The 25,635-nt window shown below is 51.4% G+C and carries 19 protein-coding genes and 1 riboswitch; of the genes, 16 read left to right on the top strand and 3 right to left on the bottom strand.

Translation table 11 applies throughout. From position 1 onward, the window contains the following. Nucleotides 1-9 precede the first annotated feature (9 nt). The 8 genes from DDZ15_RS06880 to DDZ15_RS06845 all read left to right on the top strand — a co-directional run bounded on the left by DDZ15_RS06880 (nt 10) and on the right by DDZ15_RS06845 (nt 11,772). Nucleotides 10-3,180 (top strand): T9SS-dependent M6-like inactivated metalloprotease, encoded by a 3,171-nt coding sequence (locus DDZ15_RS06880; RefSeq protein WP_109646337.1) that lies wholly within the window; start codon nt 10-12, stop codon nt 3,178-3,180. After that, nucleotides 3,177-6,476 carry a hypothetical protein gene (locus DDZ15_RS06875; RefSeq protein ID WP_242978916.1) on the top strand — a complete coding sequence of 1,100 codons (3,300 nt, stop codon included), beginning with the start codon at nt 3,177-3,179 and terminating at the stop codon, nt 6,474-6,476. Before DDZ15_RS06880 ends, DDZ15_RS06875 begins: the two co-directional genes overlap by 4 nt. After that, nucleotides 6,473-7,471 (top strand): hypothetical protein, encoded by a 999-nt coding sequence (locus DDZ15_RS06870; protein WP_109646336.1) that lies wholly within the window; start codon nt 6,473-6,475, stop codon nt 7,469-7,471. The genes DDZ15_RS06875 and DDZ15_RS06870 overlap by 4 nt, the downstream gene beginning before the upstream one ends. A 28-nt stretch (nt 7,472-7,499) precedes the next feature. Further along, nucleotides 7,500-8,357: a PASTA domain-containing protein gene (locus DDZ15_RS06865; RefSeq protein WP_109646335.1), complete on the top strand. Its 858-nt coding sequence runs from the start codon at nt 7,500-7,502 to the stop codon at nt 8,355-8,357. After that, complete coding sequence (gene rpe / locus DDZ15_RS06860) at nt 8,347-9,051, top strand: ribulose-phosphate 3-epimerase (protein ID WP_242978915.1); 705 nt, start codon at nt 8,347-8,349, stop codon at nt 9,049-9,051. Before DDZ15_RS06865 ends, rpe begins: the two co-directional genes overlap by 11 nt. A gap of 221 nt (nt 9,052-9,272) precedes the next feature. Then, a complete protein-coding gene (locus DDZ15_RS06855) occupies nt 9,273-10,127 on the top strand; it encodes a PhoH family protein (RefSeq protein WP_242978914.1) in 855 nt (284 codons plus the stop codon). Nucleotides 10,128-10,186: 59 nt separating this feature from the next. Continuing rightward, a complete protein-coding gene (locus DDZ15_RS06850) occupies nt 10,187-10,981 on the top strand; it encodes an MBL fold metallo-hydrolase (protein ID WP_109646333.1) in 795 nt (264 codons plus the stop codon). Then, nucleotides 10,978-11,772 carry a purine-nucleoside phosphorylase gene (locus DDZ15_RS06845; protein ID WP_109646332.1) on the top strand — a complete coding sequence of 265 codons (795 nt, stop codon included), beginning with the start codon at nt 10,978-10,980 and terminating at the stop codon, nt 11,770-11,772. The genes DDZ15_RS06850 and DDZ15_RS06845 overlap by 4 nt, the downstream gene beginning before the upstream one ends. A gap of 127 nt (nt 11,773-11,899) precedes the next feature. On the opposite strand, the gene DDZ15_RS06840 is transcribed toward DDZ15_RS06845, so the two are convergent. The 3 genes from DDZ15_RS06840 to DDZ15_RS06830 form a co-directional block, all read right to left on the bottom strand. After that, nucleotides 11,900-12,622: a hypothetical protein gene (locus tag DDZ15_RS06840; protein WP_109646331.1), complete on the bottom strand. Its 723-nt coding sequence runs from the start codon at nt 12,620-12,622 to the stop codon at nt 11,900-11,902. A gap of 229 nt (nt 12,623-12,851) precedes the next feature. Then, nucleotides 12,852-14,687 carry a glycoside hydrolase family 31 protein gene (locus DDZ15_RS06835; RefSeq protein WP_109646330.1) on the bottom strand — a complete coding sequence of 612 codons (1,836 nt, stop codon included), beginning with the start codon at nt 14,685-14,687 and terminating at the stop codon, nt 12,852-12,854. Between the two features lie 75 nt (nt 14,688-14,762). Beyond that, the gene (locus DDZ15_RS06830; protein ID WP_109646329.1) at nt 14,763-15,047 is read right to left on the bottom strand and encodes an HU family DNA-binding protein; all 285 of its coding nucleotides are present in this window, start codon (nt 15,045-15,047) and stop codon (nt 14,763-14,765) included. Between the two features lie 201 nt (nt 15,048-15,248). Here DDZ15_RS06830 and DDZ15_RS06825 point away from each other — a divergent pair, with 201 nt between their 5' ends. The 8 genes from DDZ15_RS06825 to DDZ15_RS06790 all read left to right on the top strand — a co-directional run bounded on the left by DDZ15_RS06825 (nt 15,249) and on the right by DDZ15_RS06790 (nt 25,614). Further along, nucleotides 15,249-16,871: an alanine/glycine:cation symporter family protein gene (locus tag DDZ15_RS06825; RefSeq protein ID WP_109646328.1), complete on the top strand. Its 1,623-nt coding sequence runs from the start codon at nt 15,249-15,251 to the stop codon at nt 16,869-16,871. A gap of 88 nt (nt 16,872-16,959) precedes the next feature. Beyond that, a complete protein-coding gene (gene upp / locus DDZ15_RS06820; protein ID WP_109646327.1) occupies nt 16,960-17,613 on the top strand; it encodes a uracil phosphoribosyltransferase in 654 nt (217 codons plus the stop codon). Further along, nucleotides 17,555-18,154: an LPS export ABC transporter periplasmic protein LptC gene (gene lptC, locus DDZ15_RS06815; protein ID WP_158278638.1), complete on the top strand. Its 600-nt coding sequence runs from the start codon at nt 17,555-17,557 to the stop codon at nt 18,152-18,154. The genes upp and lptC overlap by 59 nt, the downstream gene beginning before the upstream one ends. Continuing rightward, a complete protein-coding gene (locus DDZ15_RS06810) occupies nt 18,151-19,566 on the top strand; it encodes an OstA-like protein (RefSeq protein ID WP_109646325.1) in 1,416 nt (471 codons plus the stop codon). The genes lptC and DDZ15_RS06810 overlap by 4 nt, the downstream gene beginning before the upstream one ends. Before the next feature lie 141 nt (nt 19,567-19,707). After that, nucleotides 19,708-20,913: an acetyl-CoA C-acyltransferase gene (locus DDZ15_RS06805; RefSeq protein ID WP_109646324.1), complete on the top strand. Its 1,206-nt coding sequence runs from the start codon at nt 19,708-19,710 to the stop codon at nt 20,911-20,913. A gap of 297 nt (nt 20,914-21,210) precedes the next feature. Then, a riboswitch (SAM riboswitch) is annotated at nt 21,211-21,344 on the top strand. A 417-nt stretch (nt 21,345-21,761) separates the two neighbouring features. Beyond that, nucleotides 21,762-23,093 carry an O-acetylhomoserine aminocarboxypropyltransferase/cysteine synthase family protein gene (locus DDZ15_RS06800; RefSeq protein WP_109646323.1) on the top strand — a complete coding sequence of 444 codons (1,332 nt, stop codon included), beginning with the start codon at nt 21,762-21,764 and terminating at the stop codon, nt 23,091-23,093. Nucleotides 23,094-23,356: 263 nt separating this feature from the next. Next, a complete protein-coding gene (metX, locus tag DDZ15_RS06795; protein WP_341458170.1) occupies nt 23,357-24,418 on the top strand; it encodes a homoserine O-acetyltransferase MetX in 1,062 nt (353 codons plus the stop codon). Nucleotides 24,419-24,528: 110 nt separating this feature from the next. Next, nucleotides 24,529-25,614 carry a homoserine dehydrogenase family protein gene (locus tag DDZ15_RS06790; protein WP_109646321.1) on the top strand — a complete coding sequence of 362 codons (1,086 nt, stop codon included), beginning with the start codon at nt 24,529-24,531 and terminating at the stop codon, nt 25,612-25,614. The last annotated feature ends 21 nt before the right edge of the window (nt 25,615-25,635 follow it).

Below are 25,635 nucleotides of genomic sequence, written 5' to 3'. Positions count from 1 at the left end.
CCCATGTAGATGGCCGGCGAAAAAAAATGCAGCAGTGGTATGTCAGGAATGCCACTGCTTTTTTTATGTCTCGCGGTCCTTCAGCTAACGCCCTCTCTCCTTCGAGCTCAGACTCTTCCCCCTCCCGTTGAGGGCAACCTTCACATCGTTGCAATCATGGCTGAATTTCAGCCCGATGACAATCGTTTCACGTCCGGCAACGGCACGTTTGAACCCGGAGCCATACCCTACCTTGAAAATCCCGGCACCTCCGTTGATGCTTTACCGCATAACCGGGCCTATTTTGAGTCTCATCTGGAGTTTGTAAGTAACTACTACCGCCGTATGTCCGATTCACGGCTCTCGATCAGCTACACCGTGCTTCCTGACGTGTACCGATTGCCCGAACCCATGGAAAATTACACCGATACGGGAACTGATCCTGAACTGACTCCGCTTGCACGGCTTGTAACGGACGCGTGGAGCCTGGTTGCCGGGTCCGGCGATCTCCCGCTGGAAGAATTCTCTCAGGGTGACATCCGCACTGCATTTGTAATTTTTCATGCCGGTATCGGCAGGGATATTAAGCTGACGGGTACCACTCTCGACCGCACACCCCAGGATATTCCCTCTGTTTATCTCGACAGGGATGCGCTCTCGTCTCTGCTGGCTGACCCGTCATTTACAGGGATACCCATCGACAATGGGAGTGTTATTGTGAACAATTCACTCATTATCCCCAGAACTCAGACGCGTGCCGGAACAGACGTAACAGGCAATCGGTTTTTGGTGCCTCTCTCCATCAATGGGATGCTGGCGGCTCAGCTTGGCAGTCACCTTGGACTCCCCGACCTCTTCAATACCGAAACGGGAGAATCGGGTATCGGCAGGTTTGGCCTGATGGACGGTGCATCCATTTTTGCCTACAATGGGCTTTTCCCCCCGGCGCTTTCTGCCTGGGAAAAGATACGCCTGGGTTGGGCTGAACCCATCGAGCTGGCTTACAGTGAATCTGCCACTCTTACACTCCCAGCCGACGCGCCGGGCCTCAGCCAGAGAATCTATAAGATTCCAATCTCATCCGGTGAGTACTTTCTGATTGAAAACAGGCACAGAGATCCATTGGGAAACGGTATAACACTCACCATTCGAAAACCTGACGGAAGCGTCGCCACAGCCACATTTACAAACAGCGATGAAGCGTTTGTAAACCAGGAGCCCGGTTTTGATGCACTGCTCGAGGCCGGGGTCATTGAAGACGTATCGCACTTCGATTTTGCACTGCCTGGCGGACTGGACCGGTCGAATCCGGAATCACCCGAACCGGTTGAACTGAACGGAGGCATTCTGATCTGGCATATCGATGAAGCGGTAATCAGAGAAAAAGAGCCTGAGAATGCCATCAATAATGATCCTGACCGCCGCGGCGTAAAACTTATGGAGGCAGACGGTGCACAGGACATCGGGCGCCGGGTAGCCATCGGCCTCTCTGAAAATCCGGTTAACGGTTCTCCCTACGACTTCTGGTGGAGCGGCAATAACGCAACCGTTGTATCTGCGGGGGGACAATTCACACTGTATCAGAATCGATTCGGACCAGACACCACACCGGATAACAGCAGTCATGCAGGCACTCCATCTCCTTTTGAACTTCTGAACTTCTCTGACAATATACCGGAAGCGGCTTTTGAGATCGCCCCTGCAGATCCATTCCCGAATCTGTACCAACTCATCGATTCCAGGGAGAATTTTCCACTGACTGTACGGATGAACCGGTCGGATGCATATTACAGCGCCTATCCCCTGTCCATGATTCCATTTGACACAGGCGGGAGGGAACGGTTTGTGATGCCCGGCACGAATGGATTTCTAATTTATGATCCTGTCACGTCCGGTTTTACCGCAGACCCCGTATCCTACACATCCGGCCTGCAGCCGCTGCTTTACGACTCAGGCAACCGGCTGGCTACTGCGGGCCTGCCCTCCGGTACGCAGGAACCGGGCACCCTGTTACTCTTTGATCTCACAACACCGGAAATCACCACTGAAACTGTTTTAGACCTGCCTGAAAGTCCGGCATGGATCAGCGAATCAGAAGGACGTCAGATTGATCTCGGGGGTACTGTTTTCCGATACAATTATGCAGGCGATCAGCTTCTGGAGGATGAAAACGGTTTTATTCGCAGATCAGCAGAAAGCACCGGCTATCAGGCCCTCATTTCGGGTTCTTCCCTGGTTTTGCGTTATCCGGGCGGCTCGGAATCATTCAACCTGAACCAGTCTGAACCAAACGAACGGCTGCATCCAGGCGTGATCCGGACGGATGACAATCGGGTCTATTTCTATCTTCTCACCGGTAACAGGCTGTCTGTTTACTCTCCTGATGATAATTACCGGACGGAACGAATCCTATACACCGGCGATGCGTTCAGCCGGCCTGCCATAGCTGATATCGACAAAGACGGGCTGCCCGACTTTGTACTGACAGATCAGGAAAACAATCTGATGACCGCCATCAACCTGAACGGAACCACCATGAACGGCTTTCCGGTATATCCGCCTGAAGGGTACCGGTTGCATGGCACGCCCCTGGCGGCAGATGTAAATGCGGATGGCGTACAAAACCTGATCGCAAGTGCTGATAACGGGTTTTCGTCAGTTCTGTTTGCCTACACATCCGACGGCGCCCCCACTGAAGGATTTCCGCTTACCGTGGGGCCTGTTGCGGTACCCGGCTCTGCCCCTGTGTATCCGGCCATCAGCGGACCGTACCTGGCGGCATTCGGAGATGGAGGCGACCTGAAAGTATGGCTGTTTGAGAATATGCGGGATGTGCTCTGGCCATCTGCCTACGGCACTGAAAACAACAATAAAATTTCAGGATTTACCGGGGCTTCAGATGTTCAGGCTCCCCAATTCGGGCTTTTAAACCGCAATGAGACCTACAACTGGCCCAATCCTGCACGGGACGAGACCATGCTGAGGTACCAGACCAGCAATCCAGCTGAAATTGTAATCACCATTACCTCGATCAGCGGCCGAAAAGTATACAGCGAGACGATCCGGAGCCGCGGCGGGCTGCCCGAAGAGCACAGAATCGACACATCAGGCTGGGCGAGCGGGGCCTATTTTGCAAGAATTACAGCGGAATCGTCGCAACAGAAAGAAAGCAAAACGGTATCTATAGCCATTGTTAAATGATCACTGCGGACCGTCAACATAGCACCCATTTCATCATCGGCGCACTGCTGCTTCTGCTGATGCTGTGTGGAGCGGCCGGAGAGGCAGACGCTCAAACATCCCCTGCTCTTCTTGATTATCCCCAGAATCATCTTCCCTGGTTTACTATCGAGAGCGAGCACTTTCTGGTGCACTACCAGGAAGGAAGCGAGGCCGGAGCCGTGTCTGTTCTGAATGCTGCTGAAAAGGTTTATGATCCCATAACCGGCCTTTATCAATTTGAACCGGACGGAAAGCTCAGCATTGTGATTCGCGACCGGGAAGACTATTCAAACGGAGCCGCTTTTTTCTTTGACAATAAGATTGAAATCTGGTTGCCCGCCCTGGATACCCCGTTTCGCGGCACTCATTCCTGGATCGAAAACGTGGTTGCCCACGAGCTCACGCATATGATACAGCTTGGGGTTTCCATGAAGCGGTCGCGCCACCTGCCGGCCATTTATTTTCAGTGGCTCTCTTATGAAAATGTACGCAGGCCGGACGTTCTGTATGGTTTCCCGAACGGCCTTATTACTCTACCGTCGTCCGCAACCAGTGTACCTGCCTGGTTTGCCGAGGGCACAGCCCAGTACATCCGGCAATCCATCTCCCACGACAGCTGGGACAGCCACCGCGACATGCTTCTTCGTACGCGCATACTGGATGGCTCTGAACTGGGGCTTACGGAAATGGCTGTTTTTTCATCAAAAAACAGCCTCGAGAGAGAACTGGTTTACAACCAGGGATACTCTTTTGTGAAGTACCTCACTGAGACATTCGGAGACAGAATTGTTGCGGAGATATCCCGTGAATCCTCATCGGCCGGGCTGAATAATTTTCACAATGCCATCGAAAATACGACCGGTATCCAAGCCGGCAACCTGTATAGAGACTGGCTGAACCGGAAACGCAGCGAATACCGCAAACAGCTGCAGGGAATGACTTTAACTGAGCCGGATATTGTGGAAAACGACGGCTTTCTGAACTTCTATCCCCAGTTCAGCGGAGTAGACGGCCGGCTTGCCTACCTCACCAACCGCGGCAGGGATTTCAGCCGTACTGCCCTGGTACTGCGCGACGGTGACCGGCTCATCTATGTGGACGATTCAGGCGATCCTGACAATGAGGAGTCAACCTCAACCCCGCCGGCACGCCATGGCGTTGCATCACCTTTTTCCATCGACTACATAGGGAATCGTTTTTCATTCTCTCCCGATGGCGAACGTATAGTTTACAGCAGGGCTGAAAAAAACCGGTTCGGTGAACAGTATCAGGACCTTTATCTCTTTAACATTGAAAACGAATCCACCCGGCAGATCACTTTTGATCAGCGAATCCAGGACCCTGTGTGGCACCCGGAAGGAAACCGCATAGCCGCCGTTAAGCAGAGTGCCGGCACTCAAAACCTGGTACTTCTCAACACAGACGGCTCTGAAATAAGAACACTTACCCGCTACTCTGATTTTGAAACCGTGTACACTCCCGTGTGGCATCCTGACGGCTCAACGATCTATTTTTCAGCCGCCGATGAGGGGAGCAAAAACCTGTTCAGAATCCGGGAACCATTTGACCGGGCTGAACCGGTACTGGTAAACGAAGAGATTGATATACGGGATCCATGGGTGGACGCTGACGGTGAATATCTCTACTTCTCCGCCGACATAAACGGCATTTTCAATATCTACCGTTTGAATCTGGCTGACGCCACATCAGAACAGCTGACCAATGTGCCGGGAGGCGCGTTCATGCCTCATGTTTATAACAACACGCTCTACTTTTCAGGATACAGATCCAATGGCTATAACATATCCAGCTTGCCGCTCAGAAATTCAGTGCCTGCTGACACAGATGATCTTCTCCCCCGGGTACGCACCGGTCAGAAACTGTTTACGGCCTCAAACAGAGCAGCAACGGATGAACCAACCGCCGTGCCGGTTATTGACAAACGACCCTACGAACAGACCACAACCGGACTGTCGGTTTTCCCTGTGGTTCGTTTTGACAACTATACCAAGCTAAAGGGCAGCAACCGCACTCTGCTGACGGAGGGTGAGTTTGGCAGGCTGGGTGAAAATCTGGCCAGAGACATAAAACTGGGAGTCTATCTCTCATCTAGGGATGTCACCGAGCGGCTGTCACTATTTGCAGGAGCACTGATCGGGCCGGGTTCCATACCGGCCGACGGGGTGTCCGGATTTTTTTCACCCAACAGGATCAATAACCTGGACAGGGATCTTTTTTTAATAGCGGAACACCGGGGACTGCCCTTTATCAGGCGCTCCTGGTCACCTACGATTAGCCTTGAACTTTATAATCTGAAACGCAATGTCAGGGACGGGCTGCTGATAGAAGAGTTTCCGTGCACCTCCTGCCTGCCGGCCGAGAGGGGGATCGATATCCGGTACTCCGTTTGGGAAGCCAGCCTTTGGTTTAAGAGTAAGCTGAACCGCTGGAGCGTTGCGGAACTGGGCGTAACATACTCTCCCTACAGCGTTCAAACGGACGGATTTTTTTCCAATGAGTTCAATGAGTTTATTCCGGGATCCACATCAGAATATTTCCGGGCCACAACCTATACGGCATCCTATACCGCTTCGCTGTTTGAACCCTACAGGCATAGCGACATCGCCCCGAAAGGCCTTGGGGGAACAGTGGCCTACAGGCTGCAGCCCGGCAATCTGCTTAGCAATTTTGAGCTGGATGACGGTATTTTATCCCCGGTGTATGAAAAAACGGTTAATCAATCGGTTGAGCTGAAGGGGCGCTACGGGTTCGGCATTTCAGGCCTCACCACCGCACTGATACAGGGCCGCGCATTCACCTATCTTAATTCGCCATCCGATTTCTTCTACCTGGACTACACGGGCGGCCTGGCGGGAATGCGCTCCTATCCCTACTTTGCGATCGGAGGACAGACAACCGCCTTTTTAACCGGCTCCCTGATCTTCCCCCTTCGAACGGGTATATTTGCGCAGGCGGGTGCCAATACCATTGATAAAGTTTTTCTTCGGCTTTTTGCAGAGTCCGGCAACGGCTGGGGCGGCCCGCTGAACATCGGAAATCGCCTTAAGAGCGGTGCAGGCGGCGAGTTGCGGGTGGCATTCAATCGAAATTATATCTTCCCCATGAAGCTTTTTATCAATGGTTCATATGGTTTCGACCGATTTGAAATAGAATTTCCATCCGAATTTATCAGCACGGATACCGGTAACAGGTCACAATACGGTGGCGAATTTCTTTTCTATATTGGGCTTACATTCGACTTTGATTCACTATGAAATCACTCACTTTTGCATTCCTGTTCCTTGTATTCTGCCTGGCGGGCGCCGCTGCTCTTCAGGGCCAGGAAAATACCGGGTCGTATATACTGCAGTTGGAGAATGAGCCTGCCGGTGAAAGTGAGCGCAAAGAGATGTACCGCATGGTGCCTTCCATCCTGTCAGGTTCCATTACGTTTTCTCAGGCCTCGCTGCCGGATATAGCAGACAGAATCGGCAGCCGGGCGGGCCTGTCGTTTGCCGCATCAGCCGTCATCCCGGGATTGGGTCAGGCCGCAAACAGAAACTGGTTAAAATCGGGTATTTTTCTCGCCATTGAGTCTGCTGCGATATACGGCGCCATCGAATACCGCAACCGGGGCCGGCGTGGTGAGAGAAGCTATGAACAGTGGGCGGATCAAAACTGGAGCGTTGTTCAGTATGCCGCCTGGCTTGTTGAGTATCACGATGTGCACGACATCAGCAATCCCTACATCGATCAGCTTCGCGCCCAGCTCAATGGGGTTTCGGCCGCTTTTGATCCGGATATTGACTGGCAGATTGTAAGCCTGGCACTGCTCCGGAACGCAGAACGCAATTCACCCTTTATTCTGACGGATGACCTGACAGCAAACAATTTTTCGCACGTACTTCCCGATTACGGATCGCAGCAATACTATGAACTGATCTCCAAGTACTACCAGTACCAGGCAGGCTGGAGAGATTATCACGATTTCCATGATTCACTGGGCCATACGGGCGCTCTATACAACCAGCGTTTTTTCATCGACAGGAACGGTGCATATGCCAGTCCGCTGTTCTGGGAAGGTGCTGACCGCGCGGGCATGTTCAATAACAATTACAGAACCGGACGCAATTTCAGCCTGCTTCTCATAGCCAATCACGTATTTTCTGCGTTCGATGCCTATTTTACCGTTCGCCTGAAACAAAATCGCATCAGCGCTACTCCAAGTCTTATACCCGGGCACCAATTAAGCATGAAGCTTCGTTTCTAAGATCACAGGTAAAATCGTATTTTCAGGCATGCAATTTCTTAAGACACTCCTCAGAAGCAAAACCTTCTGGCTTTCACTGACCGGCATCGCAGTTGCCGGTGCACTCATAGTGGCACTCATGAACTATATCGTGATGCCCATGTATACCAATTACAACGAGGGTATCACGGTACCCGATGTCACAAAAATCTCTCTTTCAGAAGCAGAAGAACTGCTTACGAGCCGTGGTCTGCGCTTTGAGGTGATGGACCGCAGAGCCAACGCCGCCTATCCCGCCGACTATATCATTGATCAGTCGCCCAGTGCCAGGGTGCTGGTAAAGCCGAATCGCAAGATCTATCTCACGGTCAATACGGCTGAAACACCGATGACCGAAGTACCCGACGTGGTGAATATGTCGTACAGAAACGCCGAAATACAGCTCAGAAATCACGGTTTAACGGTAGGAACCATCAGCTATGAATCCTCCCGGTTCAGAAACACCATTATGCGGCAATCTGTTGCTGCGGGGGATACGGTTGCGCGGGGTACCGTGGTGAACCTGGTTGTGAGTGACGGTTTAGGCACCCGCATGGTTGACGTTCCGGAGGTTGTCGGATTAAGCTATTCGGAAGCACAGCGATTGATTCTGAGTTCGGGCCTGCGAGTGGGTGAAGTGCGTTTTCAGCCCGACAGGGAAACAACTCCAAATACCGTTTTATCAGCCCGCCCCGTCGCAGAACAGCTTACCGAAGGTACAGAACTTCAGCTTGTGATTTCAGAGCGTTTTGACGCAAGGGAAGAATCCGAAACCGGAGCCATTGTCGACGACTCAACAGCGGTGAATCCGCCCGGTATAAACCCGGACGGCGAGGAAGGGAACGACAACAAACAAAATGAACGCTGAACAGATGAATTTTGACCTGCCCATACTTGCACCTTCCATTCTCGCCGCTGACTTTTCAAGGCTTGGCGAGGAGCTTCAAACCTGTGCCGACGCTGATATACGATGGTTTCACTGCGATATAATGGACGGACATTTTGTGCCAAATATCAGCTATGGCCCGGGAATTGTGGCGGCGGTTCGGGAATCCCAGCCCGAAGCCTTTCTGGATGTTCACCTGATGATTGAGGATCCTGATCGCTATCTGGAGGATTTTGCAGATGCAGGCGCCGATCTCATTTCCGTACACTACGAAACCTGTCCCCATCTGCACAGAACCATCGACGCAATCAGGTCACTGGGCTGCATGACCGGCGTTGTGATAAACCCTGCAACATCCGCCGAGTTGCTGCGTCCCATACTGGCTTATGTAGACCTGGTACTGATTATGAGCGTAAACCCCGGATTTGGCGGTCAGGCATTCATTGAATCGAGCTACCGGAAAATAGCCGAACTTGGCGCCATGCGGAGCGAGGAGAATGCAGAATTTCTTATTGAGGTGGACGGAGGCGTGGGGTTAAAGAACGCAGGAAAACTTGTGCAGGCGGGTGTGGATATACTTGTTGCGGGAAGCAGCATATTCAAAGCGGACGACATTCCCGGCAGAATAGCAGAACTCCGGAATTCAGCGATCAAATCATCGGAAAAAACCGTTTAACTACTCTTCACAATAAACCGTTATTTTAACGAATACACCTTTTTAAACCAGTAAAATCCAATACGCATATCGAAACATCACACCAATTAGCTGAAGAAACCATTTTCATTGATAATATTGAACCGGTTGTTATTCTGGGTTTTGGTGACGAGCACCTGAAGCATCTTGACAAAGCTTTTCCGGCTACAAAAATAACTGCCCGCGGAAACAGGATTAAGATCATGGGACCTGCAGCCGAGGTGGAAGCGATTAAAGAAATTATCGGGGAAATGATCTCCGTTGCCCGGCGAAGCGGCGACGTGAACCCGGGGGATGTTACCACCCTTCTGGCACTGGCCAACAGATCGGAATCGAGGGGGAAATCGGGCGATCGCGGCATACGCGAGACATTTGCAGAGGATACGGGCGATATTATACTGCATACACACACCGGAGATGCTGTGACTGCAAAAACAGCCGGTCAGCTGAATATTGTGAAAGCCTCCGAGCGAAACGATATCCTCTTTGCAATCGGCCCGGCGGGTACGGGAAAAACCTATACTTCGGTAGCCCTTGCCGTGCGCGCTCTCAAAGACCGCAAAGTAAAAAAGATCATCCTTGCCCGTCCTGCAGTTGAAGCTGGTGAAAATCTGGGTTTTCTGCCGGGTGATCTGAAAGAGAAAATTGATCCCTATCTAAGGCCCCTCTACGACGCGCTTGAAGAGATGATTGAGTTTGACAAACTGGAGTTTCAGCTTGCAAAAAATATCATCGAAATCGCACCGCTTGCCTATATGCGGGGCCGTACGCTGAACAACGCTTTTGTGATCCTGGATGAGGCACAGAATGCCACCAACACTCAGATGAAGATGTTTCTGACCCGGATCGGGTTTAACAGCAGGGCAATTATTACAGGTGATATCACGCAGACCGACCTTCCCAAAAAGCAGGAATCGGGCCTAATTTCCATTCAGAAGATATTGAAGGATATAGACGGAATCTCCTTCGTGTATCTGGATCAGACGGATGTTGTTCGCCACAAACTTGTTCGCGACATCATAGACGCCTACGAAAAATTTGAGGATAAAAAACGCTGAGCCGGTCCGGAGTTGTGGTTAATCAAACAGAAATTCAGCGTTTAAACGCAAAGCAGAAAATGAGTGACATATCCGTTCACCCTCTCTACGAGGGTACTTTTTCAGTAGCAAAAGACAATAATTTTAACAGAATCGGAAAGAACGACAAACCTCAAAAAGGGGCCCTTAAACTCTCCATCAATCCGTTTTTAATTCGGGAGGGCAAACGGAATATTCTTTTTGATGCGGGTCTCGGTGATCTTTTCGGCGAAAGCACGCACATCGATACGATCCTGAGCAATCTGGATGAACACGGCGTATCCGATTTTGAAGTAACCGATATCTTTATTTCTCATCTGCATTTCGATCACATGGGAGGTCTCGCCCATCGCAGCAGCGGCTATTGGGAGAGAACTTTTCCGGAAGCGTCTGTATGGGTGTCAGAAGACGGATGGAACAAGCTGGAAGCAAACATTGAGAAAAATCGAGATATCGAACAGGAGTTTTTCTACTTTCTGCAAACAATGGATTCCGTCCGGTTTCTGGGAGAAAGTGAGTCGCCTGTTGATCATCTGCGTGTGGAACGGATTGGCGGCCACACGGAGCATCACTACGCACTCTATTACGAAAACGGGAATCATAAGTATATGATGGCGGGCGACGTGATTGGCTCGAAAGGGGCCATCAACCGCAGCTATGCGGCCAAATACGACTTTAATCCCAAACAAAGCATGAAGATGCGCGAAGAGCTTCAGAAAAAGGCATTCGATGAAGGCTATGCCATAATGGCCTATCACGAAACGGATTCTCCGATTTTCAGGTTAACCGGCCACGACCCCAAAAAGGGATACACCATCGAACCCTTTGTATCATGAAAAGCAATCAGGTATCAACCGAACAAATCCACCTGTTCCTGACAGGCCATGGCTTTCCCGAGAAAGTTGACAGTGCAGTAATACTGGGGTCGGGTCTGGGCGATTTTACGGAGAACCTGGACGAACCTGAGTCTATCCCCTATTCAGAAATTCCCGGCTTTCCGGAGACCTCCGTTCAGGGCCATACGGGTGAACTTTTCCGCGGAAGACTACATGGTAAAGAGGTCATTGCGTTTTCAGGACGCTTTCATCACTACGAGGGGCATCCATTCTCAAGAACCGTTTTACCGGTACACCTGGCGCATGTTTTCGAAGCTGAAAAACTTATTATCTCTAATGCGGCCGGAGCCATAAATACCCGTTTCAGCGTTGGCGATCTGATGGTAATTGATGATATCATCCGTCTTTTTCATGGTATTGCTGCTTCACCCTCCGAACCATTCAGGTACAATCTTTACCCTGTTGCCGATCGTGTGAGAGCCCTGGCCGCCGAAATCGGCCTGGAGGTTCAGCGTGGTACCTACATCTATCTGAAAGGGCCCAATTATGAGAGCAAGGCCGAAATCCGCGCATTTCGAACTCTTGGTGCGGATGTTGTGGGAATGAGTACGGCTCCGGAGCTAAGCGAGGCTTCCCGTCTGGGAATACGGACTACTGCCATATCGCTTGTTACCAACATGGCAGCTGGTGTATCGGCTAAAAAGCTGGATCACTCAGAAGTTAAAGAAGCAGCTGAAGCGCGGAAAGAAGACTTTGCGCGGCTTGTTTCCGTTTTGATTGAGAAGCTTTGAGCGGCTGCCCCCGAAGTCTTGGGACTGCAAACTGCATGAAGCAGGTTCCATAAAGGGTGAATTTCTTTGACCAGGAAACTTCAACCATCGCTCATCACACATCGTCCATCACAACTCCTCTTCTGCCTCAGTGATAGATCGTCTGCATCAGCTTTCGCTTGGCAACCGGCAGAATGGTATGACTAAATGAGAAATCGAGCTGTGTGTTAAACGAGTACGTGGCCGGATTGGGCAGCTCTTTCACTTCGCGGATCAGATCGAGCTTGATGGAGCCCGGCGACCGTAGGGCTCCTCCCTGCTTCAATGATTTCATGTAGGTTGTTTTTAACGCCCTGTAACGGTCATCCGAACTTTGAAAAATGGATACCTCAAAGCGAAAGAGGTTCAACAGTCTCTTTTTATTGTCGGGCAGAAAAAAATATCCTTCTTCCCTGTAATTGGGCAGTATGCCCACCTGCTCCACCGAAAGTTCCCTTTCAACAAATTCATGAATGGCAGCCCCCTCCTCAATCACTTTTTCAATCCTGGGAAGCGCCCAGATAATGAGATCCTGAACTGCCGACAAATCCGTACCGTCCACAAAAACCACTTCATGCTCAATCGTTCGGTTCACCCAGTCAATTTTCCCGATCCGTTTCGGAAATTTATTTCTGAGATCCTGCAGACGGCTGATGATATCCGCAAGCGTATTACGCAGCTCTACAAGCTCACTCAGATGCGGGTATATTTTGTAGTACTGAAAGCGGGAAGAGATCTCTTTAAGTTCGCCCAGAATGAGATACCGTCTTTTTTCAAGATCATCCTGAACCCTGGTAAAAAGATCCAGCGAAAGCTGTGACTTTTCATTCATATCGACCTCCGTTGATGATAATCAGTGGTAATAGCTCTTAAACGCTATTTAAAACTGATCATTTTGTCAACATCAAAAAAGATTGAATCTTCTTTCTATACCATAAGAGGGCTCGATTGGCTTTTCATTACGAATTTCTATGAATTTTTTATTCAACTTTCCCCTGAGAGCGCTCAATCCGCACGCTTTTTTTGCTCCTGAGTCGATACAATCCGCCCCTCTGTTCTCCTCACCATACGAATTCAAACTCCGTTCGCCTGCTGCTGGACTGCTTCCAGTCTAATACTACCGCCTGCAGCTGCTCATCGTAATACCACTCTCCTGTATCCATGCCTTCAGATAACTCATCACCATTTGCCGTTACCCCCAAAGGCGGCCTCAGATACCGGAACCTGAGCAGGTACCGGGTATCGGTTCTGTACTCCTCTCCTCTGCCCCAGACCATTGCACCGATGTTGAATGTAGCCCTTCCCTCCTGCTCAAACCAGCGAAATGCCGTGGTGGAAAATTCACCTTCCCTGTAGTCGAGAGTTGTTCCGTCGTCTTCATAAAGCCTGAATGAACTTACGCCTCCCGCAAAGACATCTACCGTAAGAGTTTCGTTTGTATCCCGGTTTACGGGAAGTCCCTCCGTGCGCTGCGGAATAATACTTCCCGCTTTCACAAAAAGAGGCAGACGGTTTCTGAATACGTCGATCAGCCAGGTCTGCCCGCCTTCAAATCGTTGCCCGTCCCACCACGAGTACCAGTCACCCTCCGGAAAATGAACGGGCAATCGATCCGTGCCGCTCGCCGATACGGGCACAGCGAAAAGTTCCTCTCCGTAACGGATAGCGCCATCATGGCTGTCGGCCGCTGTTACGGTCCTGACACCCGACGTTCTGGCCCTCAATGTATAACTGTAGATGAACGGAAATAGGTTTCTCCGTAAACGCACCGCTTCCCTTATATCGGCACGGTCCCGGTCCGCAAGCCGATCCACCTGATCCCGCTCATTTAGGGGCAGTACCATAACTGGACTCAACATGCTCAACTGAACCCAGCGCAGCAGCAGTTCACCCGTAACCTCGCTTTCACTATCACTATCCTTGTTGTCAGTGAGCCATTCGGGCATCGGTGCAAAAAAGGGGATTTCGTAGGCTGGGATAGACGGATCACTCAGATACGTGAGCTGACGCTGTAGCTCTTCAAATTCAGTCAGGCCACCCGTAAACCAAAGCGCGGGATATTTCTTAAACTCAGGATTCCCAATCCCGGATGCAGGGTGCAGCACAAATCCCCTGTCATCTTCTCTTTCTATGCTTTCAATAAAACTATTTTTCAGATGCTCAAGCCGGCTGACTGAACCGGGTTCAGACCCGTGCGTTCGTATAAGCACTTCCTCAAGCCTTTCATCGGGAACCGTTCCGGTGATTTCGTCCATAACCGCTGAATCGGCGATAACCCCGAATGCGGTTGAAGGAGGTATGGCAACAACCTGCTCCCTTTTCTTGAAGCGGGGCTCCGAGTCGGGCTGCCGGGTTTCCGGATATCCCATTCCCTCAGGAGGATGTTCATTATTCAGGGTAAGCTGCAGTGCATCGATAACAAGTCCACTTCTTGCCGCATGACTGATCCGGATCGTATAGATTCCGGGTTTCTCCAGAGATACGGAGGCCGGCTCACCGGTCGATCCAATGCTTATCCAATAGGGTATGCGTGAAACTGGAGGGGCCATCGAAACGCTGCCGGCCAGAAAACCGTCCGGCCCGGATATGGTAATCGACACGTTTTCTGCGCTCTCTTCAGATAGATAGGCCGAAAGAAGCGACAGGCGATAGGTTCCAGGATTCTGAAGATAGAACCGGAATTGAAATGAAGGATCATGTTCGTTGATTTGGCCCCTGTAAACCAAAGAGTGAGTGAGGTCGAGAGGTTCGGCAAACCATCCCGGCGGGGCACTTTCAGCGCCTGTTTTTATTGACAGGATTCCGTCCGATTCGTAATAATCCGAATCGGGAATGGTGCTGCAGGACACCAAAAAAGTGAGCAGCAGCAAAATGCAGGTGTATTTTGTGCGGATCATGCAGAGAAGCTACAGAAATGTATTCTGAAACGCACGATCCGTTCAGCCAGGCAGGCAGCACGTTACCCGGTTGCTTCAGCTGTGGGATTTATTTACAGCTTCCTTGAAATCTTTCGACACTTTGAGCATGGGGACATACTGCTCGGGTACAATCACTTCTTCATTGGTTTTGGGATTTCGCGCAACACGCTGGGCCCTCTTAACTACCTTGAAACTGCCGAATCCTCGCAGTTCGATATTTTCACCCCTTTTCATGGCGTCTATAACCGTATCGAGAAATCCTTTTACAACGGCTTCGGTCTCAACTTTGGTAATTCCTGTCGCAGATGAGATTACGTCTACTATATCAGCTTTCGTCATAACTCTGTTGTCTTAGTCGCTTTATTTTGATTTTACCGGGTGTCCCGGATTAACTGAAGACTGCTTTACTTTTTCTATCTTCAGCACCAATAAAGTGAAATTAAAATTCAATCGTTCACTCTTTGTCTATTTTTCACAAAAATTATGCGAAATGTTTTATACATTCGACCCTTAATAGTTAATAGATAACGAACCTTCTGCATGGAACTATTTGAAAGCGTCATTAACTGGCTTGTAAACCTTATCTGGAATACACCGGAAGCGATGCCCGCCATGGTGGTCATCCTTCTCTCCTACGGTATTTTTATTACTATCCGTCTCGGTTTTATTCAAATACGGCAATTCAGGCACGGCATCAAGGTTGTAACCGGTCATTATGATGACCCTGAAGATGAAGGGGATATCAACCATTTTCAGGCTCTCACAACGGCATTGTCAGCCACGGTCGGTATCGGGAACATTGCCGGTGTGGCACTGGCCATTCATTTTGGCGGCCCCGGAGCTCTCTTCTGGATGTGGATTACGGCCGTATTGGGTATGGCGATCAAGTATACGGAAGTTTCGCTAGCACAGAAATTCAGGGTCAACAATCCGGACGGCAGCGTGTCGGGAGGACCCATGTACTATATTGAGAAAGGTCTCGGCCCCAACTGGAAATGGCTTGCCATAGCGTTCTCCATCTCTGCAGCAATCTGTGCTTTTTTAACCGGCAACGCCGTTCAGGCCAATACCGTAGCCGATGTAATGAACAGTGATTTTGAAATTCCATTTTGGATTACGGGTCTTGTCACCGCCAGCCTTGTGGGTGCGGTGATTCTCGGCGGAATCAAGCGGATCGGATATGTAACGGCCCGCCTTGTACCCTTTATGGCTACCCTCTATGTTCTGGGCGGGCTGTTGATTCTGTTGCTGAACTTCGACCAGATACTGCCTTCATTCTGGGTAATTTTAAGCAACGCATTTAATCCGCAGGCCGGTGTTTTGGGTGTTGGATCCGGTGCTTTTATTTTTACACTCAGCTATGGTGTGCAGCGAGGCCTTTTCTCTAATGAGGCCGGACAGGGTTCTGCTCCGATTGCTCACTCTGCGGCAAAAACAGATCAACCCGTTCGGGAGGGCGTGGTAGCACTGCTCGAACCCTTCATTGACACGCTTATCATCTGTACCATCACCGGATTGGTCATTGTTTCAACCGGCGCCTGGGATCAGTTTCATCCTGCATCCGTCGACCCCGCAGACGGTGTGATATCCTACACCGTTGAGGATAACGGCAATACGCTTCTTTTTGAGGAGGGCCTGCCCGTTAACGGTGCCATGCTTCGCTACAATGTACCCGTCGATACGATGTTTGCCGATGAAGCCAGAACCACTCTCTTTACAGGAACCATCGAGAACATCGGAACGGAACCCGTCATTGTTCTTGAAACGGGAGGTCAGCAGGAGCGTATATACGGAGGTGTGATCGAAAATGGTGCTCCGCTTACATCCAGGGCCTTTGAGATTGGCCTCGCGCCCCTATTTCCGGGCGGCGGATTTGTGGTAACATTTGCCGTACTGCTGTTTGCCATTTCCACATCCATCAGCTGGAGCTACTATGGCGACCGTGCTGCGCAGTACCTTTTCGGATTCAAGTCTATCTTCTGGTACCGCATCGCATTTGTTCTGATGCACTTTTTCGGGGCCACGGTTGCGCTTACCACCGTCTGGGCTTTTGGAGACGTGATGCTCGGACTAATGGCGTTTTTCAATATTATCGCACTGTTTGCCCTTTCCGGAGTGGTTTACAATATGACCAAAACCTACTTCGAAAATACGGAGGTGTGAGTTGGCGGGTTCGTCACTGATGAAGGTGCGGACCCTTTCCATCGTTAATTTCAATTCCATTTCGAATACATTTACCTGTTTTTAGAGTATGGCGGAGTTAAAACGCGATTACGAACACGAAAACGTAACGATAATCGACCACCCGCTGGTGGCGCGCGACCTCTCCATTCTGCGAAAAAAAGAGACCAGTACCGCAGGCTTTCGGGCTGCCATGGCCAGAATAGCCACCATTCTGGCATACTATGCACTTAAAGGGTTACCGCTCCGCACAACCCGCATTGAAACGCCCGTTACTGAAACGGAAGGCTTTGAAATTGACACAAGCATATTTGTGATCCCCATTCTGCGGGCGGGATTAAGTCTTGCAGATGCCATCATCGATTTTGTTCCGGATGCTCATGTAGGCCATCTTGGCATGTACAGAGACGAAACTACACACAAGCCCGTTGACTATTACTCGAACATCCCCGACGGCATTGATCAGGGATTGACGCTCGTTGTGGATCCTATGCTTGCAACCGGCGGAAGCGCTGATGATGCCATTTCGTACCTGAAAAAACATGGTGCAAAAAACATTCTCTTTATTTCGTTAATTTGTGCTCCAGAAGGACTCAAAAGAATCAACAGTACACATCCCGATGTCCCGATTATCACTGCAGCGGTTGACGAAAAACTTAATGAAGATGCATTCATCGTACCGGGTCTGGGCGATGCAGGCGACCGCTTTTTTGGCACTGCGTAAACTGCTGCCTGTGCCGGTTATTTCCCTCCTTCTGTTCGGAGCCTGCGCAGACCTCTCTGAATATGATGCGCAACAGGTTCGCAGTTCGCTGAACGACTCGCTGGTCTTTACAACCGAGAGCTGGGATGTCGAAATGATGCTGATGCAGGAAGGCAGGGCACGCATGAGGCTTGAAGGAAGTTACGCCGTGGGATACAGAACACGCGACCGAAAGGAGACACACATCGCAGGCCCGGTTTATGTGCAGCTGTTTGATTCGCTGGGCAGCGTTGAGACCGAGGCCTGGAGCAACCGCGCTGTGTACAAGGAAAGGAGCAGCGAATTTGAGCTTTTTGATTCGGTTTCCGTACGAACCAACACCGACCGGCAGCTCTTTTCGGATTACCTGATGTGGTCGCAAAAAACCGACAGCATCTCGTCCTACCGGTTCGTCACCATCATTACTCCCACTGACAGCATCACCGGCAGGGGTTTTTATGGCCTTACCGATCTTTCAGAATACACCATACCTGAACCGGGCGGCAGATCCAGACTGCAATGACTCACAGGAAACCACGATACCATCTATTCGGCCTGATTCTGGTGTTTCTTATTCCGGTACCGGCAGCGGCACAAAACAGCGTGACGATAATTGATGCCGACATACTGCAGACGTCCATTATTGACGGACAGACCGTAACCAGGTTTCTGGATAACGTTATACTCTCCATCGACAACCGTACCATGTACGCCGACAGCGTCTACCAGTTTGCCGCTCAGAACCGCATACAGGCTTACAATATCCAGATTGAAACGGAAAATGAGATTATCTGGGCCGACACGCTCTACCACAATACGTTCACCGATTACAGTGAATTGCGGGGGCGTGTTGTTGTGGAGTCAGATAACAACAGGCTTTTTAGCCAGGCCATGGACGTGAGTATGCCCCGAGATATCACCTTTTTTTTGTCGCCCGTACGGTTCGAGGATGACCGGGGCGCCCTAGTTGCAGAGTCCGGCCTGTACTATCAGCAGGCCGACAGCGCCATTTTCCGGGGCAATGTGCAGCTGGCCGACTCCACACAGTACCTGGAGGCCGATTCCCTGTTTATGAATCGGTCAACTGATCTCTATGAGCTCTTCGGGCGCGTCTACGCGCAGGATTTTGAGGACAACGTAACCTTTAAGGGCGACTATCTCTATGCGGACTCAAGCGGCTACCGGCTGCTAACCGGCAACGATGCATGGCTTCTCGATATCAGCGAAAGCGAGGCCGATACCACACACCTGCTGGCCAAAAAAATTGAGCTGATGGAAAACGATTCAGTATCAACCATGGATGCATTTGAGAATGTGCGGATCTGGTCGAATGAATTTTCGGCCGTGGGCGATACGGCCAATTACGACAACTCGGCTGAGCGGTTTGTTCTGCGATCCAACCCTGTTTTATGGCAAAAAAATATTCAGCTTACCGGTCCTGTGATTGAAGTGGAGATGGAAGACGATGATATCCGTTTTCTATCCTCGCATCCGAGGCCCATTGCGGTACAGGAAGACTCCCTCACCCGGCGTCTTCACCAGATGACCGGCGACACGCTTCACGCCCATTTTGAAGACGGATCCGTTGAGCGAATCATCGTATTCAACAACTCTGAAATCATTTTCCACATCAAGGATGAAAACGAGGAGCCCGACGGGCTGATAGAACTGATTGCAAACGGATCCTCCACCCTCTTTTTCAGAGACGGGGAGTTTGACTTTTTCAAGGCAGAAGAAAATCCGGACGGTTCCTGGCTGCCGGAAGATCCCGCCAATGTTGACCGCAAACTGAGCAATTTTCGCTGGGACCCCGGCCTCAAACCATACAGACCCATGCTGCAGCTGCCGCGGTTACCCCAAATTCCGGATGAACCGCTGTTTGAGTTTCCGCCGAGGTATGAGCGATATCTTAGTGAAGCGGAAGATGAGGACTGATTTGTCATTGCGACAGGTGATTGATAGTGGCTGATTGCCGATGGCGGGAAAAATGGTTTTTTTATCAGTTTATAATCAATTTTATTAGCACCTTATGAGGTTTTAAAAACAACAAACAACAAACAACAAACAACCAGCAATATGCCAGATTCCTTTATCATCGACGCCATTCGAACTCCCATCGGTAATTTTCGTGGCACGCTTTCGCCGGTTCGAACGGATGACCTGGCTGCTCATGTGATCCGTGAACTGATGAAAAGGAACCATGCACTGGAGCCGGAGCTCATAAACGATGTAATTATGGGATGCGCGAACCAGGCGGGCGAAGACAACCGGAATGTGGCGCGTATGGCGCTGCTCCTTGCCGGCCTGCCCTTTACGGTACCGGGCGAAACGGTAAACCGCTTATGCGCATCGGGGATGTCGGCCGTGATTCATGCACACCGCGCCATAGCAGCGGGCGACGGCGACCTGTTTATCAGCGGCGGTGTGGAGCACATGACCCGCGGACCCTGGGTTATTTCCAAGGTATCCAGGCCGTTTGGCAACGATGCTGAGATGCACGACTCCAGCTTTGGATGGCGGTTTATCAACCCGAAAATGGAGGAGCTCTATGGAACCGAGGGCATGGGCAACACGGCCGAAAACCTTGTGGAGCTGTACGGAATTTCCAGGGAGGATCAGGACAAATTTGCGGCATGGTCGCAGAAAAAAGCGGCCGCTGCGCGAGAATCCGGACGGCTTGGGGAAGAGATCGCAGCAGTTGAAATACCGCAGCGGAAAAAAGATCCGGTTGTTTTTGACATGGATGAATTTATTCGTGCAGGAACCACGACCGATGTGCTGGCCGGACTGCGTCCCGCTTTCAAAAAAGACGGAAGCGTAACCGCGGGCAACTCTTCCGGACTGAACGACGGTGCCGCTGCCATGCTGATTGCATCCGAGAAGGGAGTCAAAGACAACCAATTGAAACCCCTCGCGCGCATCGTGGCTTCGGGAGTAGCAGGCGTAGAACCACGCATTATGGGTATTGGTCCGGTTTTCGCCTCAGAAATCGCGCTCAATAAGGCAGGGCTATCGCTTGACGATATGGATATCATCGAGCTGAACGAAGCTTTTGCTGCACAGGCACTGGCCTGCACCCGCAAAATGGGGCTTCAGGACAATGATATGCGTATCAACCCGAACGGCGGCGCCATTGCACTCGGCCACCCCCTTGGTATGAGCGGCACGCGCATCCTGCAGACAGCTGCCATTGAACTGCATAAACAGAAGAAAAAATACGCACTGGTCACCCTCTGCATCGGAGTGGGCCAGGGATATGCCACCATTATTGAGCGGGTCTGATGAAGACCGTGTATTGACGTTCAGAAATCAGTTATTCGAACCGTTGATACCATACCAATCGGATGAATTCTAACGTTTCAAAAAAAATCTTGCATGATCCGATAAAAGAATCGTATTATTTGATCAATGAAAAATCCGGTCACATATTATTCAATTCCCTGCTGTAGCTGTTGTATGTGTTTGTACACATAACAATGAGGGTGTGACCATTTTTCATAAAGATAGTTGAAGCCCTCAGGAATGCTGCAGGGCTTTTTTCATGTTCGGTAACCGAACACGTTCTTTGTTTTTAATGAACTCTTATCCAGAAAGGTGGAGGGACAGGCCCTGTGAAACCTTAGCAACCGCCCCGAATGCGTTCGGGGGTCAGGTGCTAAATCCTGCCCGCTTTGATAAAACCATACGTTTATCAAAGCAGGGAAAGATGAGAGATCAGGCACCTCTGCTGTTTTTTTACAGCAACCGACAAGCCTCTTCTGAAAATCTTTCCCGCCACGGATTCCCGGATTTTCGGAAGAGGCTTTTTTTTTGCGCCGTCCCCTCTCCAGAGGGGACAGAATTGAGAAAGCGCATGCAGTGCGTCTTCCGAAACACAGGGGTGTGTTTCCGGAGCGTTGAGTTGGTTCTGATGAACAATCACCCACCTTAGCCCCACACTACACACCCCTCGTTCAACAAAACAGGCTGCGCCTTTTTGTTTTCACCTGTCCCCTCTCCAGAGGGGACTTTTAAATCCAAACCATTTTTAACAATAAAACCCTAATCGACCTCCAAATTCTTTAAAAAGTTCTCCCTCTCTACCCGTAGAGAGGGGGACAGGGGGTGAGTCAAAACCACACAACAACACCATGAGCACAAACGGACAACCAAAGACCTACAAATTCGAAACCCTGCAGCTTCATGCAGGACAGGAACCCGATCCCACCACCGGCTCGCGGGCGGTGCCGATCTATCAAACCACCTCATATCAGTTCGACGATACCGATCACGCTGCCACACTCTTTGCACTGAAAGAATTCGGCAACATCTACACACGGATCATGAATCCCACAACCGACGTTTTTGAAAAGCGCATTGCAGCTCTGGAGGGAGGTGCAGCGGCCGTAGGCACCGCGTCGGGTCAGTCCGCACAGTTCCTGGCCATGATCACCCTGGCCCAGTCGGGAGACAATATTGTATCCACGCCCAACCTCTACGGTGGCACCTACAACCAGTTTAAGGTGACCCTGCCGCGCCTGGGCATTGATGTGCGATTTGTGGGCGAAGATGATAACCCGGAGGATTTTGAGGCCGCCATCGACGACAAAACGCGCGCAATTTATGTTGAGAGCATCGGAAACCCGAAAGGAAATGTGCCCGACTTTGAAAAGATCTCAGCCATCGCCAAAAAACACGGCGTAGCCCTGGTGGTCGACAACACCTTCGGAGCCGGCGGTGCCATCGCGCGGCCCATCGACCACGGTGCCAACGTAGTGGTGGAATCAGCAACCAAGTGGATCGGCGGACATGGTACCAGCATCGGAGGCGTGATTGTGGACGCAGGCAACTTCAACTGGGGCAACGGACGCTATCCGCTCTTTACAGATCCATCTCCTGCTTACCATGGGCTCAATTTCTGGGAAGTCTTCGGTGAAGAAGGTCCGTTTGGAAACATCGCGTTTGCCATTCGTGCGCGCGTAGAGGGCCTGCGGGACGTGGGTCCGGCTCAGTCGCCCTTCAACAGCTTTCTGCTGCTGCAGGGACTGGAAACCCTCTCGCTGCGGGCCGAGCGTCACGCCGAAAATGCACTGAAACTGGCTCAGTGGCTCGATGGCCGTGATGAGGTGGCCTGGGTCAACTACACGGGGCTTTCTTCCCACCCGCACCACGAAAATGGGAAGAAGTATCTGCGCGGGGGACGATTCGGTGCGGTGCTCACCTTTGGTGTGGAAGGTGGTTATGAGGCGGCCCGCGGGTTCATCGAAGGCGTAGAACTGGCCAGCCACCTGGCCAACGTGGGCGACGCCAAAACACTGGTGATTCACCCGGCATCCACCACGCATCAGCAGCTTACGGAAGAGGAGCAGGCCTCCAGCGGGGTGAAGGAGGACCTGATCCGCGTCTCCGTCGGAATCGAACATATCGACGATATCATCGGTGACTTCGAGCAGGCTTTTAAGAAGATTAAAATAGAGGCTTAACATGAAAGTTATCACCGCAGAGACGCGGAGAAGAGTAGCCACGGAAGCACGGAAAAGAAAGTTATTCCGTCAATGGCGACTACACTCCCCTCCTTTTTAAGGAGGGGCCGGGGGTGGTTCAAGACATGTAAATCATCCACCCCTTAATCCCCTTCTTGAGAAGAAGGGGAGAAAATAGTCACAGATTATAAAGCTTCCGTTTCCGTGCCTCTGTGGCAAAATAATTTTTACTCCGCGTCTCCGCGGTGAAAAAAAATCAGTTAATGACTATGAACCAGGGAATTACCATTACAACACTTAATAAGCCCTTCATCACCGAGTCGGGGCACCGGTTTAAGCGGGCGGAGGCCGCGTACAAAACGTGGGGCGAGCTCAACGAGAGCGCCGACAATGCGGTGGTGATCTGCCATGCGCTGACGGGTCATGCAGCGGCCGACGAATGGTTTCCGGGACTGATCGGTCCGGGCTGTGCCGCCGATCCGGAGGAGGATTTCATCGTCTGCATAAACGTGCCGGGCAGCTGCTACGGGTCGCTGGGGCCATGGTCCGTGAACCCCGAAAGCGGTGAGCCCTGGCGCGGCGGCTTTCCGGAGATCACCATACGCGACATGGTGCGGTTCCAGATGCAGCTGCTCGATCAGCTGGGAGTCAAGGGAATCAAACGCGTTCTGGGCGGATCACTGGGCGGTATGCAGGCACTGGAGTTCTGCATTCTGGACGAACGGGTGCGGTCGGCCATACTGATGGCCATGGGCAAGGCGCACACCCCCTGGGCGATCGGGATCAGCCATGCACAGCGCGCGGCCATTATGGGCGACGCCGACTGGAAAGGCGGTTTTTATGACCGGGAAAAGGGTCCGGCGGGAGGCATCGCGGCCGCGAGAATGATGGCGATGATCACATACCGCACGCCTGAGGACTACAACCGAAAGTTCGGACGCAAGCTGCAGAACGAGGACGGACAGTTCCAGGTGGAGTCATACCTGAACTACCAGGGGCAAAAACTGGCCAAACGGTTCGACGCGCTCTCCTACATCATCCTCACCAAAGCGATGGATACACACGATGTATCGCGCAATCGCGGCTCGTTTGAGGAAGTGCTGGGCCGGGTAAAGATCCCCGTGCAGGTGATCGGAATCGACTCCGATCACCTCTATCCCGTTCCCGAACAGAAAGAACTTGCATCCCTCCTGCCAAACGGACGCTTCTCCAAAATCACCTCCGATTTCGGCCACGACGCGTTCCTGATCGAGTGGGAGCAGATGAATGAGGTGATTCGGGAGTTTAAGGAATCGCTTAAATCAGCACCAATTAATGCAAAGTAACATTAATCGAGTTAGAAATTCGGCTAAGGAATCTCCCCTCCTTACAAAGGAGGGGACTTTTCACTTTCAGTCCTTATTGCAACTCACATTTAGATAAACATCACACAATCATGAGCCCATCCGAGGCAATCGCTTATTCAACAGAGATCGCAAGAATCCCCCAACCAGCCAAATACATTTTTGTGGCGGGCGTAGGCGCTGTCGGTGAGACGTTTCTACGGCAAGTGGCCGGCAACGCGTCATGCCGCGTAATCGGCCTGTGCAACTCACGACATGTTCGGTGGCTCAACCCGGAGGAAGAGCCATATGACGACCGCTCCGGGGATCTTAACCTCTGGAAGGGAGAACAGAAGAACTGGAACGACATTATCCGGAAACTGGCAAACTATGAAGCAGGATGCGTGATCTTTGTGGATACATCCGGAAGCCGTGAGGTTGCGGAGCTCTACGCCACCCTCCTTTCCCTCGGCATTCATGTGGTAACACCCAGTAAGATCGCCAACACCCGCAGCCAAGGGCAGTTCGACGAGCTGCACGAACTGGCGCGCAGAAACGACACAGAGTTCCGATATGAAACCAACGTGGGCGCCGGACTGCCCGTGATCCGAACGGTGAAAAGCCTTATTGAGTCGGGTGACGAAATCCTGGAGATCACCGGCGTTCTTTCAGGCACGATGACCTATCTCTTTTCACAGCTCGACAAGGGCGAGCCGTTCAGCAAGGCCGTAATCAAGGCACGGTCGCTCGGCTATGCGGAGCCCGACCCGCGTGATGACCTCTCGGGCGAGGATGTGGCCCGCAAGTTTTTGATCCTGGCCCGCATCTGCGGACTCCGGCTGGAGAGCAGCGACATCAAGGTGGAATCGCTCATCCCCCCTTCACTAAAGGATGTGGATGCTTCCGACTTTCTGGAACGCCTGCATGAAGCGGATGAGGAGTGGAAAGAGCGCATGGAGCCGGTTCTAAGCCGCGGAAGCACCCTGCGCTATGAGGGTGTTCTGAAAAACGGAACCGTGCGCGTAGGTTTGGTGGAAGTGCCCAAGGGATCACCCATTGGCCTGCTCACCGGCACCACCAATCTCATTCAGATCAAAAGCCGGCGGTATAAGGATCAGCCCCTCATTATTCAGGGACCCGGAGCCGGCAAGGAGGTGACCGCCGCGGGGGTGCTGGCGGATGTATTGAAAATCCGTTGAGTTATTGCAGGAACCGGGATA

Origin of the sequence: Rhodohalobacter mucosus, from assembly GCF_003150675.1 — a bacterium.
GTDB lineage: Bacteria > Bacteroidota > Rhodothermia > Balneolales > Balneolaceae > Rhodohalobacter > Rhodohalobacter mucosus.
The sequence above is the reverse complement of the archived record's forward strand: the minus strand, read 5'-3'. Positions and strand labels throughout refer to the sequence as shown.

Bases quoted from the DNA above. Each gene is read 5' to 3' on its own strand.
- DDZ15_RS06800 (WP_109646323.1), top strand. From the start codon at position 21,762: ATGAGCACAAACGGACAACCAAAGACCTACAAATTCGAAACCCTGCAG.
- DDZ15_RS06810 (WP_109646325.1), top strand. From the start codon at position 18,151: ATGACTCACAGGAAACCACGATACCATCTATTCGGCCTGATTCTGGTG.
- DDZ15_RS06830 (WP_109646329.1), bottom strand. From the start codon at position 15,047: ATGACGAAAGCTGATATAGTAGACGTAATCTCATCTGCGACAGGAATT.
- DDZ15_RS06835 (WP_109646330.1), bottom strand. From the start codon at position 14,687: ATGATCCGCACAAAATACACCTGCATTTTGCTGCTGCTCACTTTTTTG.
- DDZ15_RS06790 (WP_109646321.1), top strand. From the start codon at position 24,529: ATGAGCCCATCCGAGGCAATCGCTTATTCAACAGAGATCGCAAGAATC.
- DDZ15_RS06870 (WP_109646336.1), top strand. From the start codon at position 6,473: ATGAAATCACTCACTTTTGCATTCCTGTTCCTTGTATTCTGCCTGGCG.
- DDZ15_RS06880 (WP_109646337.1), top strand. From the start codon at position 10: ATGGCCGGCGAAAAAAAATGCAGCAGTGGTATGTCAGGAATGCCACTG.
- lptC (WP_158278638.1), top strand. From the start codon at position 17,555: ATGCATTCATCGTACCGGGTCTGGGCGATGCAGGCGACCGCTTTTTTG.
- DDZ15_RS06875 (WP_242978916.1), top strand. From the start codon at position 3,177: ATGATCACTGCGGACCGTCAACATAGCACCCATTTCATCATCGGCGCA.
- DDZ15_RS06855 (WP_242978914.1), top strand. From the start codon at position 9,273: ATGGGACCTGCAGCCGAGGTGGAAGCGATTAAAGAAATTATCGGGGAA.
- rpe (WP_242978915.1), top strand. From the start codon at position 8,347: ATGAACGCTGAACAGATGAATTTTGACCTGCCCATACTTGCACCTTCC.
- DDZ15_RS06850 (WP_109646333.1), top strand. From the start codon at position 10,187: ATGAGTGACATATCCGTTCACCCTCTCTACGAGGGTACTTTTTCAGTA.
- DDZ15_RS06840 (WP_109646331.1), bottom strand. From the start codon at position 12,622: ATGAATGAAAAGTCACAGCTTTCGCTGGATCTTTTTACCAGGGTTCAG.
- DDZ15_RS06845 (WP_109646332.1), top strand. From the start codon at position 10,978: ATGAAAAGCAATCAGGTATCAACCGAACAAATCCACCTGTTCCTGACA.
- metX (WP_341458170.1), top strand. From the start codon at position 23,357: ATGACTATGAACCAGGGAATTACCATTACAACACTTAATAAGCCCTTC.
- upp (WP_109646327.1), top strand. From the start codon at position 16,960: ATGGCGGAGTTAAAACGCGATTACGAACACGAAAACGTAACGATAATC.
- DDZ15_RS06865 (WP_109646335.1), top strand. From the start codon at position 7,500: ATGCAATTTCTTAAGACACTCCTCAGAAGCAAAACCTTCTGGCTTTCA.
- DDZ15_RS06825 (WP_109646328.1), top strand. From the start codon at position 15,249: ATGGAACTATTTGAAAGCGTCATTAACTGGCTTGTAAACCTTATCTGG.
- DDZ15_RS06805 (WP_109646324.1), top strand. From the start codon at position 19,708: ATGCCAGATTCCTTTATCATCGACGCCATTCGAACTCCCATCGGTAAT.